Below are 12,341 nucleotides of genomic sequence, written 5' to 3' on the forward strand. Positions count from 1 at the left end.
GTACTCGATGATCGACGACCTGCCGCACGCGATGGCCAGCTGGCAGCAGGCGGTCGAGACCTTCCGCGGCGTCCGGGGCCTCACCTCAGTACCGGTAGGCGCGGATGACGGTCTGCTTGACCGTGTTGCCGCTGGTGTCCGTCGCGGCGGCCCGCAGCGAGACGAAGCCGGTGCCGGCCGGGTTGCGCACCCAGGCGACCGCCTTCTCGCCGTTGCGCCGCACGGTCAGCGGCCGCCAGGTCTTGCCGTCGTCGAAGGACGCCTCGACGGTCAGGGTCTTGGTCTGACCCGGCGCCGCCCCGACCTGACGGTCGAGCGAGACCGGGATCGGGAACATCCGGCCGGCCGGCGCCCGCTTGTCGATGTCGAGCTCCGGGGTGTACCGGACCGCCGTCATCGGCAGCTTCACCAGACCGCCGTCGGCCACCTGCGCGGACTTGAAGGTCCACTCCGCGTCGACCAGGGTGGACAGGGTGAACTCCGGGTCGCTGTGGAAGGTCGCGGCCAGCCGGTAGTCGGCCTCCTCCGCAGGCACCTCCCACACCCAGGGCGTCTGGTTCGCGTCGCCGATCTTGACCCCGTTGCGGTAGAGGTTCACCTGCACGTTGCCGTTGCGGACGTGCCGGAAGCCCATGTGCCCGGCGCCGTCGCCGTGCAGCGGCCCCGGCCCGCCGATCAGGTTGCCGAAGTAACGGGTGGCGAACTGCTGGCCGAAGTTCGGCTCCGGGAAGACCGGCCCGGCAACGCCGTTGGCCCACTTCACGTGGTACGTACGCCCCGGCTGGAAGCTGGTCCACGCCGACTCGTAGTACGTGTACCTGCGCTGGTACGAAGTCGACTGCCAGACCGCCTGCTTGTCCTGGTTGTAGTACTCGGTGATGGTGGCCGGCGCGTCGTAGCTGAAGCTCGGCTGGACTTGGCGCTCGAGGCGGTAGACCGGCGAGTTGCCGGGCGCGTGCGCGACCGCGGTCCGCTCGACCGGCACGCCGGCCACGTCCGCGCCGACCTGGGAGCGGACCGTGGCGAAGTCGCCCGCGCGCAGCTTGCGGGTCAACCCGGTCATCATCTTCTTCGGCTCGTAGAGGTAGACCCGGTAGGCGTACGGGCTGTTGTGCAGCCTGCCGTCCTCGGCAAACTGGCCCCACAGGCTGTGGACGTAGGAGACGAAGCCGGGCGTCTCGCCGGCCCCGATCTGCGCGGTCCGCAGGCGGTCGAGGGGGACGCCCATCATCACGCCGTACGGGTCGTTGCTGCCCCAGATCTGCGGCTGCTCGGTCCGGATCGTCCAGCCGAACTCCTGGTGGACCGCCTCGGCCTTGGCATTGGGCACCGCCACCGCGATCGGCTTCGCCAGGCGGGCGTCCATGGTGAGCGCCTGGTCCTTGCTCAGGTCCAGGCTCGGGCGCACCAGCGTGGTGATCAGGCCGTCGGCGCTCACCAGGTAGGTCTGGACCAGGTAGCGGCCCGCGCGGACCCGGTACTCGGTGCCACCGAACACCATGATGGTCTGCCGGTTCAGGTCGGTCAGGACGGTCACCCAGGTCTGCTCGGGCGTGGGCGCCCCGCCGTCCGGCCCGACCAGCTTCAGGGTCAGGTCGTGACGGGCGACGTCGAGCGCGACCGGGGTCTGCACCTGCTCGCCACCGCCGGTGGCGGTCACCTCACCGCCGAAGTAGCGGTCGGGCAGGTCGGCACCGGCCTGCACCGCGACGGTCACGGTGGCGGTGCCGCCGGCCGGGACCGTTACCGAGGAGGCGCTGAGGCTGAACAGGCCGGCCGGCGCCGGGTTGCCCTCGATGTCCTTGGCGTCGAGGGAGACCGCCAGGGTGAGGGGGGAGGAGCCGCTGTTCGCGTACGTGACGGTGCGCTGCTGCGCAGCACCGGTCCGCTCGAAGGCGACGCTGACCGGGCTCGCCGTGACGTTCTGCCGGATCGCCCGGGCGACGTCGAGGAAGCCCGCGCCCTGCTCGTAGACACCGATGGCGTCGTTCGGCTGCGCGGCCGCCATCAGCGTGGACTTGATCCGCTCAGGCGTCCAGTCCGGGTGCTGCTGGGCCAGGATCGCCGCCGCGCCGGCCACGTGCGGAGCCGCCATCGAGGTGCCGTTCAGGCTGGTGTACTGCCCGCTCTCGTCCTCCGGCGACAGGTCGGAGGTCGAGCTGCGGGCGGCGACGATGCCGACGCCGGGCGCGCTGATGTCCGGCTTGATGCCGGCGTCGCCCGTGCGCGGACCCCGGCTGGAGAACTCGGCCAGTTCGCCCGCCTTGTTCACGGCGCCCACGGTCAGCGCCTCGTCCATGCCACCGGGCGAGCTCACCGTGGACTCGCCGGCGTCGCCGGGCTGGCCGCTGTTGCCCGCGGAGACGACGAAGAGCACGCCGTAGCGGTGGGTGAGGTCGACCAGGGCCGCCTCGATGGGGTCGATCTCGGGGCCGTCGTAACCGCCGAGGCTCATGTTGGCGATCTTGACGCCCTGCTCCGCCGCCCAGGTCATGCCGGCCAGGATCGCCGACTCGGGGCAGCCGTCCAAGAAGCAGACCTTGGCGCTGTAGAGGGACGCGCCGGGTGCCACGCCCTTGTGCCGGCCCTGCGACGCGGCCGCGCTGCCGGCGATGGTGGAGGCGACGTGGGTGCCGTGACCGACCCGGTCGACGCCGTCCGCCTCCGCGGTGAAGTCCGCCGCGGCGGCGACCTGGCCGGCCAGGTCGGGGTGGGTCTGGTCGACGCCGGTGTCGATCACACCGACCTTCACCCCCGCGCCCGTCCAGCCGGCCTGCCAGGCCTGCGGCGCGCCGGTCTGCGGGACACTGACGTCGAGGGTGGGCTTGCGCAGCCCGTCCAGCCAGATCTTGTCGAACCCGGCCCGCAGCCGCCGCTCGGTGCCGCTGCCGGACGTGACGGTGTTCCAGAAGGACACCGCGTCCTTGCGGCTCTCGGCGACCGCGCTCGCCCCGGAGAGCTTCCGGGTGGTCCGGGCGCCGGCCACGCCCGCGGGGGCGGCGCTGCCGTGCTGGACGATGAGCGGCAGGGTGGACCGGGTGTCGTCGTAGCCGAACTCGACCAGCTTCGAGATGTCGAAGAGCCGGGCGTCGAGCTTGCCCCGGTTGAGCAGGCCGACGGCGTCGGCGGGGATGACCCGCACGTCCTTGCCGGCGCTGTGGGTGAGGAACGGGATCCCCTCCCGTCCCTTGCCCGGCACGACGTCGACCGCCGTCTGGCCGTTCACGGTGCTGACGTGGACGGTGTCGCCGGTGAGCAGAGTGACCGTCCGGGGCTTGGCCGCGACCGGGGGTGTGGCCGCGACCTGGGGTGTGGCTGCCGGCTGCGCGGCCCGGGGCTGCGCCGACGCCGGCACACCGCCCGGCGCCGCCGCCGAGACGCCCAGCACCAGCAGTGCCAGCGCCGATATCTTGCGAACTGAACGCATCATTCTCCCTGGATGAACGCGAGAGGTATCCGAGTGCTCCCGACGTGACCGGCCGGTGAAAGTTCACTCGATGTGACCTGTGTCACTCGCAACATCGGGCGGCGTCAGGCGCTGCCGGGCGTTCGAACGCGGCCGGTCAGGGACGGCGGCGGGCGTTGAGCCGGGCGGCCTGGCGCGTCAGGTGGTCGCGCTCGGCGAGGTTGGGGGCCTTTCGGGCCGCCTCCGCGTACAGCCGGGCCGCCGTGGCCAGGTCGCCGTCGCGTTCGTGCAGGTACGCCGCCACCGCCACGTGGCGGGGCAGTGAGTCGTCCAGCGCCGCGAGCGCCGCCAGCCCGGCGCGCGGTCCGTCGGCCTCACCGACGGCGACCGCGCGGTTGAGCCGGACGATCGGGCTGTCGGTCAGGCGGGTGAGTTCGTCGTACCACTCGACGATCTGCACCCAGTCGGTCTCCTCGGCGGCGGGCGCGTCGGCGTGCAGCGCCGCGATGGCGGCCTGGGCCTGGAACTCGCCGAGCCGGTCGCGGGCCAGGGCCGCCTGCAGGATCTCGACGCCCTCGGCGATCGACGTAGTGTCCCATCGGCGGCGGTCCTGCGCGGCGAGCGGCACCAGGCTGCCGTCGGGCGCGGTCCGGGTGGCGCGGCGGGCGTGGTGCAGCAACATGAGGGCGAGCAGCCCCGCCACCTCGGGGTGGTCGATCGCGGCCGCGAGCTGCCGGGTGAGCCGGATGGCCTCGGCGGCCAGGTCGACGTCGCCGGAGTAACCCTCGTTGAAGACCAGGTAGAGCACGCGCAGCACGGTGGCGACGTCGCCGGGCTGGTCGAAGCGCACGCCGGAGACGGTGCGCTTGGCCCGGCTGATGCGCTGCGCCATGGTCGCCTCGGGCACCAGGTACGCCTGGGCGATCTGGCGGGTGGTCAGTCCGCCGACGGCGCGCAGCGTGAGCGCGACCGCGGACGACGGCGTCAGTGACGGGTGGGCGCACAGGAAATAGAGCTGAAGCGTGTCGTCGACCGCGGGCACGGGCCCGGGCGCCGGCTCCTCGTCGACGAGGTCCTCGCGTCGGCGGCGGGCGGCGTCGGCCCGGGTCGCGTCGAGGAACCGGCGCCAGGCCACGGTGACCAGCCAGCCCTTCGCATCCCGCGGCGGGTCGGCCGGCCAGACGCGCAGCGCCTCGACCAGCGCGTCCTGCACGGCGTCCTCGGCCGCCGCGAAGTCGGCTCCGCGGCGGACGAGGACGCCGAGCACGCTCGGCGAGAGGCTCCGGAGCAGGGCCTCGTCCATCACCTCACTCCGTGATGGTGGGCGGCGCGGTCAGGAAGGGGCGCACCTCGAGCCACTCGTGGATCGGCTTCCCGCCCGCCCCCGGGGCGGCCGACAGCTCCCCGGCCAGCTCCAGAACTCGCTCGTAGCTGTCCACGTCGATCACCATCCAGCCGGCGATGAGGTCCTTGGTCTCGGCGAACGGGCCGTCGGTGACCGGCGGGCGCCCCGCACCGTCGTACCGGACCCAGGTCCCCTCCGGGGCGAGCGCCTGGCCGTCGACGAACTCGCCGGTCTGCTCCAGCCGGCCCGCGAAGTCGTGCATGTACTGCATGTGCGCCGAAATCTCCTCCGGCGTCCACTTGTCCATCGGCACGTCGTTGACCGGGGCCGGGGCGCCGCGGTAGTGCTTGAGCAACAGGTACTTGGCCATGTGCTTCTCCTCGGTGCTGGTGCGACCCATTCTGGTCACCTTCACCTCGGGGACGGAGCCGGCGGCCGGTTCTCGACATCGCCGTCCGTATCTTTCTGTCGCTGACCTGATTCCCACCCCCGCCACGTCGACCGCCCCTAGGCTGTGGGTCGGGGCGAGGCCGGCTCGACACCGGACGACCACCCGTCGAGGCGCTCGCCGCGGGGACCGATCACGTCGTCAGGTACGCCCCGGCGATCCCGCATCCGGTTGTCGCGTCCGCTGCCCGCCGAGGGCCTGAGACAGGAGTGCAACATGCGGGTGGCGGTCGCCGGCGCATCCGGCAACATCGGGTCCCACACGGTGGCGGCTCTGCGACGCCACGGGCACGACCCGGTACCGATCAGCCGGTCGGACGGCGTCGACCTGCTGACCGGTCAGGGACTGGACAAGGCCCTCAGCGGCGTCGACGCCGTCGTCGACGCGACCAGTGCGCCACCCGCCGACCGCGAGGCCACGGCGACGTACTTCGCCACCACCACCCAGAACCTGCTGAAAGCGGAGCAGCAGGCGGGGGTGCGACACCACGTGTTGCTCTCGATCGTCGAGGTGCACCGCATCGCGGGAACCGCTCACTATTCCGGCAAGCGCGAGCAGGAGCGCCTGGTGTCCACCGGGCCGGTGCCGTGGACCATCGTGCCCGCCACCCAGTTCTTCGACTTCGCCGCGACGGTGGCCACCTGGACCGAGCGCGACGGCACCGCCTACCTCGCGCCACTGCTCATCCAGCCGATCGCGCCGGCTGACGTCGGCGAATTCCTGACGGAGGCCGCAGTCGGTCCACCGCAGGGACGCCATCCCGGCGTGGCCGGCCCCGATCGTCACGACCTCGTGGACATGGCGCGCCGCACTCACCAGGCGATGGGACGGACCATGAAGATCGTCCCCAGCTGGGAAGCGATCCTCGGCGCGGACATGGCGGGCAACGTGCTCCTGCCGGGACCGGATGCCCGGATCGCACCGACGACCTTCGACGACTGGCTCGCGGAGCAGGAGGCGGAGCGAGTACGGCCGGGCTGAGGTGACAGACGGGGTGGCAGGTCATGCGCGCTGCGGTGCTTCGACCGAGTACGCCGCCGTGGACGCCCGCCTGCTGGCGCGCAAGCCGCGGATGCTGTCGATGCGCGAGGCCGCCGCGCTGCCGCTGGCCGTGATCACCTCCTGGGAGGGGCTGATCGACCGGGCCGGGATCCGCGCCGGACAGAAGGTACTGATCCACGGCGGTGCCGGTGGTGTCGGCCACGTCGGCGTCCAGCTCGCCCTGGCCCGTGGCGCCGAGGTGTACGCGACGGGCGGGCCGGCGAGCATGGGCGTGATCGAGAGCCTCGGCGCGGTGCCGATCGACTACACCTCGACCAGCGTCGAGGGGTACGTCGGCCGGTACACCGCCGGTGCAGGCTTCGACGTCATCGCCTGCCGATGCTGACCGGGCGCGGCCGGGTGGCGAGATCCTGCGCGAGGCCGCGACCCTGGCCGACGCCGGCGCGCTGCGGCCACGCCTGGACCCACGGCGATTCACGCTCGACACGGTCATGGACGCCCACGCGCTGGTGGCCGGTGCCACCAGTGACGGCAAGGTCGTCGTCGACCTCGACGGCTGAGCGAGGCCGTACCCGTCGGAGTGAATGCACTCCACCAGCGGTTTGCCCCTACGTGGGCGGGTACGGAGGGGCTGAGCGGACGAAGAATTCCGCTCACCTCCCAGCTGGAAGGGCAGCCGATGACGGCCTCCGCGGTCCCACCCGACGATCCGGCACGCACGCTCACCCATGTCCAGCCCGAGGATCAAGGCCTGGCGCACCTCTCCATCGCAGGCGGCACATACACGATCCTCGTCGGTGGAGGGCAGACCGCCGGACGGTACTGCTTGATCGACATGCGCGTGCCGCCGGGCGGTGGACCCCCGCCGCACCGCCACGACTTCGAGGAGATGTTCACGGTGCTCGACGGAGCGGTCGAGTTCACCTTCCGCGGGGAGAAGACCGTCGCCCGCGCGGGCGAGACGGTCAACATACCGGCCAACGCCCCGCACTTCTTCCGCAACGCCTTCGATCAGCCGGCTCGGCTGCTGTGCATGTGCACGCCCGCCGGTCAGGACGAGTACTTCCTGCGGGTGGGGGACCGGGTCGACGGGCCGACTGCACCGCCGCCGTCGCTCAGCGCGGACGAGCAGGAGGAACGCAAGCAGCGTGCGGCCCGGCTGGCCGCCCAGTACCGGACCGAGTTGATGACGCCGTGACGGCGCCGGCGACGCGCCACTGATCCTGCTCGCGCTCCACGACGACGCGGTCCTCGACGGTGCCGCTCAGCGGGTCCTCTTCGTCGCCCGCTTGCGGGGCGGCGTCAACAGGTCGGCTATCGCCGCGATCGCGGAGGGCACCAGGCGGTAGTACGCCCAGACGCCGCGCTTCTCGCGCTCGAGCAGGCCGGCGTCGGTGAGGATCCGAAGATGGTGACTGACCGTGGGCTGGGAGAGACCGAGCGGTGCGGTGAGGTCGGTGACGGACGCCTCGCCCTCCGGAGCGGACTGGATCAGGCTGAGCAGTCGCAATCGGGCCGGGTCGGCGAATGCCTTCAGCACTCCCGCGAGCCGCTCGGCATCGGCACGCTTGATCGGCTCGCCGGCGAGCGGCGAGATGGCAGGCATGGCAGTCTTCGCAGTTCCCACGCCTTGCATCGTTCCACCCACACCATCGACAGGCCGGTGGAATCGGGACCAGTACCCGATCGATCGCGGGCCGGGCCGCGAGAGAGCGGTTGGGTGAGTGCGGTTCACAACCGGTTCGCGGCGTGTTGATGAGGGTCGCTAGGATGCCACGCGATGGGACCTGTAGCGCAGAGGTAGTCGCGCCGCCCTCTCACGGCGGAGGATGCCGGTTCGAGTCCGGTCGGGTCCCATCCCGCCGGGTGGTCGGTAGCGCAGAGGTCGACGCGCCGCACTGCTAATGCGGAGGACGCCGGTTCGAATCCGGCCCGTCCACGTCCGGCGGGTGAAGGGTGGCAGACGGTGAACGGCGACGAGGTCGAGGCGGCGCTGCGAGTCCTCGGCGAGATCCGCGCGTTACCCGTCGACGACCCGGTCCGCCAACGGGTGCAGCGCGCGGTCGACGGGCTGCTCAAGGATGCCCAGCGGCAGCGGCGCGCCAACCGTCGCCGGCAGGCCGCTGCCGCCGACCGGGCTGTCGTCGCCGGTGCGGCCACTGCCGCTGCGGACCGGGCCGACGGGATGCCGGTCTCCGCACCTACCGGCGGGCCGACCGAGAAGGACGGTGCCGGCAGGACCCGGCGGGAGCGCCGGTGTTACACCTGCCGCGACCGGTTCCGTACGGTCGACGTCTTCTACCACGCGCTGTGCCCCGCCTGCGCCGAGCTGCATCGGCGGCACCGGGACGCCGGCACCGACCTGACCGGGCGGCGAGCGGTGGTGACCGGCGGCCGGGTCAAGATCGGCTTCCAGGTGGCGTTGAAGTTGCTGCGCGACGGTGCCGCCGTCACGGTGGTGACCCGCTTCCCGGCCGACGCCGCTCGCCGGTACGCGCAGGAGCCGGATTCGGCCGACTGGCTGCCGTCGCTGCGGGTCATCGGCGCGGACCTTCGGGACCCGCGCCAGGTGCTGGACCTGGCGGACCGGTTGGCCGAGGACGGGCGCCGGCTGGACATCCTGGTCAACAACGCGGCCCAGACGGTGCGGCGGCCGACGTGGGCGTACCAGCCGCTGGTGGCGGCGGAGCTGCTGGCTGCCCGTCCGGCAGCGGCCGTTGAATCGGTGGCCGGCTACCGGCCCGGTGCCGCGCCGCCCGAGTGGAGCGCCCGTCTCGCCGCCGTCGCCGACGCGCCCGGACGGGAGGTGGCGTCCATCGTCGACGCCACCGGCGCGCTGGTCGTCCCCGGCACCGTGAACTCCTGGACCGCCCGGCTCGGCGAGGTCGACCCGGTCGAGCTGCTGGAGGTGCAACTCGTCAACGTGGTGGCGCCGTTCCTGCTCATCGACCGGCTCCGCCCCGCGCTGACGGCACCCGGCCCCGGCAACCGGTACGTGGTGAACGTGACCGGCCGGGAGGGCTGGTTCGGCGGAGGTGGCGACGGACCCGACCGGCACCCGCACACCTCGGTCAGCAAGGCGGCGCTGAACATGCTGACGCGAGTCGGCGCGGCCGACCTGGCCCGGCACCACGTGTACATGTGCGGCGTCGACACCGGCTGGATCACGGACGAGAACCCGCCCGCGATCAAGGCACACCGGGCCGCCACCGGCTGGCGACCGCCGCTGGACGTGATCGACGCGGCGGCACGGATCTACCACCCGATCATCTGTGGCGAAGGTGGCGCGCCGGTGCACGGCGTGCTGCTCAAGAACTACGCCGTGGTCCCGTGGTAGGCACGCCGTCAGCGCGCTGCCCACTGTCCCGGCCTGGTTCGTGCTGGCACGTGCGGGGAGGCAGGGCAGCCGGCAGCTCTCGGACTGACGATACGGTCCTGGCGTGGGTCCCCGCCTTGGTCATCGACCGCTGATCTTCCTCGACGTGGATGGCGTGCTCATCCCGTTCGGTGCCCGGTGGACGAGGAGGGATCGCTCCTCCACGGAGGCGGACGCGGACGCATTCAGCGGCGTGGGCAATCCACTCCTGGATCGGCTCGACCCGGCTGACGGACGACGCCTGCTGGCGCTGGAGTGCCAGCTGGTCTGGGCAACGACCTGGATGGCGGAGGCGAACGAGATCATCTCGCCGAGGCTCGGCCTTCCGGCGCTTCCCGTCGTGGAGTGGCCCGAGTCCGACGAGGAGCCGGAGCGCGGTCTGCATTGGAAGACGGTGGTGCTCACCCGCTGGGCGGCAGGTCGTCCCTTCGTCTGGCTCGACGATGAGACCACCGATACTGACCGGCGCTGGGTGGCGGTGCACCACCCGCGGCCGGCCTTGCTGCACCCGGTCGACCCGGGCGAGGGGCTGACCGCCGCGACCTTCTCCGCCGTGCGCCGATGGCTGGGCCAGTGCAACGACAGCGCTTGAGACAAGACACTAGCCTTGCTCCGTGATCTTCCTCGACGGGGATGACGCCGGTCCTGAGGAGCCGTCGTCACGCCAGGGCTGGCAGTACGTGGCGAAGAACGGCGGCGTCTTCGCGGTGCTGGTGGCGATGACGGCCACCGGGATGCTGATGCTCGCGACCCTCTTGGTGTATTCGCGCGTCGTCGTCGGCTGGGCGCTCGCGTTGTGGTTCGCTCCGTAGCTTGAATCCCCGGCTACCGCACCCCTCGGCGGGGCCGAGTGGCTCTGATCCCGAGCCACTCGCCCCCGCAACTGCGCACAGGTGCAGTCGTCAGCTACCGAACCGACCGGAAGGCGGTGCGAAGCTCCTGGGTGAGAATCTGCGGCTGTTCCCAGGCGGCGAAGTGCCCGCCCTTCTCGACCTTGTTGTAGTGGATGAGGTTCGGATACGCCTGCTCCGCCCAGCTCCTCGGGGTCTCGTACATCTCGTCCGGGAAGACACTCACGGCGGCCGGGACGGAGACCCCCTTGGCGGCGAAGAAGGAGAGCTTGTTCTCCCAGTAGATGCGAGCCGCGGAAACGCCGGTGTTCGTCAACCAGAAGAGCGTGATGTTGTCGAGCACGTCGTCTCGCGTGAGGCCCACCGGCTTCCCGGCGAAGGCCTGACAGATCAGGTCCAGGCTGGCCGCGTCATGGTCGATCATGTAGGTCGCCAGGGCGATGGGCGAATCCGCGAAACCGGTCAGCGTCTCCGTACGCGACCCCATCATGAGGGCGTAGGCGGAGTGCTTCCAGAAGAAGTCCAACTGCTCGCACGTCCGCCTCTCCTCGTCCGAGAGGTTGGCCGGCAGTGAGTCGAGCGGATTGTTCGCGCCGCTGATGCCGGACTGGAGCAGCGCGTCGATGTCGGGCGGGATCGCACCCGGCATGTTGGTGTGGATGCCGCGCAGTTCCGGGGGCGCCTGCAGACCGATGATGTCCGTGATGAGCGCGCCCCAGTCGCCGCCCTGCGCGACGAAGTAGTCGTAGCCGAGGCGCCTCATCAGCTCGATCCACGCGGTGGCGACGTGCTCGGGGCCCCAGCCGGGCTTGCTCGGCTTGCCGGAGAAGCCGAAGCCGGGCATCGACGGGATCACCAGGTGGAAGGCGTCCGACCGGTCTCCGCCGTGCGCCGTCGGATCGGTGAGCGGACCGACGAGCTTCAGCTGCTCGATGACCGAGCCCGGCCACCCGTGCGTGATGATGAGCGGCAGCGCGTCCTCGTGTTTCGATCGCACGTGGATGAAGTGGATGTCGAGGCCGTCGATCTCGGTGATGAAGTTCGGCAGGGCGTTCAGCCGCGCCTCGACCTTGCGCCAGTCGTACTCCTTCTCCCAGTAGCGTGCGAGCGCCTGGCTCGTTTCGAGCGGCACGCCCTGCGACTGGTCGTCGACGGTCTGCTTCTCTGGCCAGCGCGTGACCGCGATACGCGCACGCAGCGCCTCGAGGTCAGCCTCCGGGATCTCCACCTTGAACGGTCGGATGTCCGTGCCGGCACGGGTCAGCGTCTTGACGGCCACGTGGGCCTCCCTTTCGATCGAGTTCCTCGGACACTCAGCGGAGGCTCGCTGCCCCGGCTGCGACTAGGCGGCGTTCTCTCCCCGGCGGGGGAGCTTCCAGTCCGGCCGGGGGAAGTGGCAGGTGTAACCGCCGGGATTGCGTTCGAGGTAGTCCTGGTGCTCCGGTTCGGCCTGCCAGAACGGGCCGGCCGGGCTGACCTCGGTGACCACCTTGCCGGGCCACAGGCCGGAGGCTTCGACGTCCGCGATCGTATCCTCGGCGACCTGCCGCTGCTGCTCGTCCGTGTAGAAGATGGCCGACCGGTAGCTGACCCCCACGTCGTTTCCCTGACGGTTCTTCGTGGTCGGGTCGTGGATCTGGAAGAAGAACTCGAGGAGATCCCGGTAGGACACCTGGTCGGGGTCGTAGGCGATCTCGATCGCCTCGGCGTGCGATCCATGGTTGTAGTACGTCGCGTTCGGCACGTCCCCGCCGGTGTATCCCACCCTGGTGGCAAGCACTCCCGGGCGCTTGCGGATGAGATCCTGCATCCCCCAGAAGCAGCCGCCGGCCAGGATCGCCTTCTCGGTCTTGTCGGTCATCGCTCCGCTCCCGTCAGGTACTCGGACATGGGTCGGAAGGTCAGGACGGGCG

Annotated in this window: 13 protein-coding genes and 2 tRNA genes; 9 read left to right on the plus strand and 6 right to left on the minus strand. The window is 71.2% G+C overall.

Annotated features, from left to right (window positions below):
* Positions 1-85 precede the first annotated feature (85 nt).
* The 3 genes from ACSNN7_RS00005 to ACSNN7_RS00015 all read right to left on the minus strand — a co-directional run bounded on the left by ACSNN7_RS00005 (position 86) and on the right by ACSNN7_RS00015 (position 5,121).
* A complete protein-coding gene (locus ACSNN7_RS00005) occupies positions 86-3,430 on the minus strand; it encodes a S8 family serine peptidase (protein ID WP_436678392.1) in 3,345 nt (1,114 codons plus the stop codon).
* 133 nt (positions 3,431-3,563) lie between these two features.
* Positions 3,564-4,709 (minus strand): RNA polymerase sigma factor, encoded by a 1,146-nt coding sequence (locus ACSNN7_RS00010; RefSeq protein WP_436678393.1) that lies wholly within the window; start codon positions 4,707-4,709, stop codon positions 3,564-3,566.
* Between the two features lie 4 nt (positions 4,710-4,713).
* Positions 4,714-5,121 (minus strand): YciI family protein, encoded by a 408-nt coding sequence (locus tag ACSNN7_RS00015; RefSeq protein WP_436678499.1) that lies wholly within the window; start codon positions 5,119-5,121, stop codon positions 4,714-4,716.
* 294 nt (positions 5,122-5,415) lie between these two features.
* Here ACSNN7_RS00015 and ACSNN7_RS00020 point away from each other — a divergent pair, with 294 nt between their 5' ends.
* From ACSNN7_RS00020 to ACSNN7_RS00035, 4 genes are all read left to right on the plus strand, one after another.
* Positions 5,416-6,180 (plus strand): SDR family oxidoreductase, encoded by a 765-nt coding sequence (locus ACSNN7_RS00020; protein ID WP_436678394.1) that lies wholly within the window; start codon positions 5,416-5,418, stop codon positions 6,178-6,180.
* Positions 6,181-6,193: 13 nt separating this feature from the next.
* Positions 6,194-6,586, plus strand: a complete 393-nt coding sequence (locus ACSNN7_RS00025; RefSeq protein ID WP_436678395.1) for a hypothetical protein — start codon at positions 6,194-6,196, stop codon at positions 6,584-6,586.
* Positions 6,552-6,761, plus strand: coding sequence for a zinc-binding dehydrogenase (locus ACSNN7_RS00030; protein ID WP_436678396.1), 210 nt, complete (start codon positions 6,552-6,554; stop codon positions 6,759-6,761). The genes ACSNN7_RS00025 and ACSNN7_RS00030 overlap by 35 nt, the downstream gene beginning before the upstream one ends.
* Before the next feature lie 275 nt (positions 6,762-7,036).
* On the plus strand, positions 7,037-7,399 hold the full coding sequence (locus ACSNN7_RS00035; RefSeq protein ID WP_436678500.1) for a cupin domain-containing protein: 363 nt from the start codon (positions 7,037-7,039) through the stop codon (positions 7,397-7,399).
* Between the two features lie 66 nt (positions 7,400-7,465).
* On the opposite strand, the gene ACSNN7_RS00040 is transcribed toward ACSNN7_RS00035, so the two are convergent.
* Positions 7,466-7,837: an ArsR/SmtB family transcription factor gene (locus ACSNN7_RS00040; protein WP_436678397.1), complete on the minus strand. Its 372-nt coding sequence runs from the start codon at positions 7,835-7,837 to the stop codon at positions 7,466-7,468.
* Positions 7,838-7,984: 147 nt separating this feature from the next.
* Between ACSNN7_RS00040 and ACSNN7_RS00045 the strand changes: the two genes are divergently transcribed.
* The 5 genes from ACSNN7_RS00045 to ACSNN7_RS00065 all read left to right on the plus strand — a co-directional run bounded on the left by ACSNN7_RS00045 (position 7,985) and on the right by ACSNN7_RS00065 (position 10,389).
* Positions 7,985-8,057 (plus strand) — tRNA-Glu (locus ACSNN7_RS00045).
* Between the two features lie 10 nt (positions 8,058-8,067).
* Positions 8,068-8,142 (plus strand) — tRNA-Ser (locus ACSNN7_RS00050).
* Between the two features lie 25 nt (positions 8,143-8,167).
* Complete coding sequence (locus tag ACSNN7_RS00055; RefSeq protein ID WP_436678398.1) at positions 8,168-9,538, plus strand: SDR family NAD(P)-dependent oxidoreductase; 1,371 nt, start codon at positions 8,168-8,170, stop codon at positions 9,536-9,538.
* Between the two features lie 103 nt (positions 9,539-9,641).
* Complete coding sequence (locus tag ACSNN7_RS00060; protein WP_436678399.1) at positions 9,642-10,169, plus strand: HAD domain-containing protein; 528 nt, start codon at positions 9,642-9,644, stop codon at positions 10,167-10,169.
* A gap of 22 nt (positions 10,170-10,191) precedes the next feature.
* On the plus strand, positions 10,192-10,389 hold the full coding sequence (locus tag ACSNN7_RS00065; protein ID WP_436678400.1) for a hypothetical protein: 198 nt from the start codon (positions 10,192-10,194) through the stop codon (positions 10,387-10,389).
* Between the two features lie 94 nt (positions 10,390-10,483).
* Here ACSNN7_RS00065 and ACSNN7_RS00070 read toward each other — a convergent pair whose 3' ends face one another.
* Both ACSNN7_RS00070 and msrA read right to left on the minus strand, forming a co-directional pair.
* A complete protein-coding gene (locus tag ACSNN7_RS00070; RefSeq protein WP_436678401.1) occupies positions 10,484-11,707 on the minus strand; it encodes an epoxide hydrolase family protein in 1,224 nt (407 codons plus the stop codon).
* Positions 11,708-11,770: 63 nt separating this feature from the next.
* The gene (gene msrA / locus ACSNN7_RS00075; protein WP_436678402.1) at positions 11,771-12,289 is read right to left on the minus strand and encodes a peptide-methionine (S)-S-oxide reductase MsrA; all 519 of its coding nucleotides are present in this window, start codon (positions 12,287-12,289) and stop codon (positions 11,771-11,773) included.
* Positions 12,290-12,341 lie beyond the last annotated feature (52 nt).

Origin of the sequence: Micromonospora sp. URMC 105 (assembly GCF_051386295.1) — a bacterium.
Classification (GTDB): Bacteria; Actinomycetota; Actinomycetes; order Mycobacteriales; family Micromonosporaceae; genus Micromonospora.

Excerpts from the sequence above, each read along its gene's own strand:
- ACSNN7_RS00005 (WP_436678392.1), bottom strand. The coding sequence starts at position 3,430 with ATGATGCGTTCAGTTCGCAAGATATCGGCGCTGGCACTGCTGGTGCTG.
- ACSNN7_RS00010 (WP_436678393.1), bottom strand. The coding sequence starts at position 4,709 with ATGGACGAGGCCCTGCTCCGGAGCCTCTCGCCGAGCGTGCTCGGCGTC.
- ACSNN7_RS00015 (WP_436678499.1), bottom strand. The coding sequence starts at position 5,121 with ATGGCCAAGTACCTGTTGCTCAAGCACTACCGCGGCGCCCCGGCCCCG.
- ACSNN7_RS00020 (WP_436678394.1), top strand. The coding sequence starts at position 5,416 with ATGCGGGTGGCGGTCGCCGGCGCATCCGGCAACATCGGGTCCCACACG.
- ACSNN7_RS00035 (WP_436678500.1), top strand. The coding sequence starts at position 7,037 with ATGCGCGTGCCGCCGGGCGGTGGACCCCCGCCGCACCGCCACGACTTC.
- ACSNN7_RS00040 (WP_436678397.1), bottom strand. The coding sequence starts at position 7,837 with ATGCAAGGCGTGGGAACTGCGAAGACTGCCATGCCTGCCATCTCGCCG.
- msrA (WP_436678402.1), bottom strand. The coding sequence starts at position 12,289 with ATGACCGACAAGACCGAGAAGGCGATCCTGGCCGGCGGCTGCTTCTGG.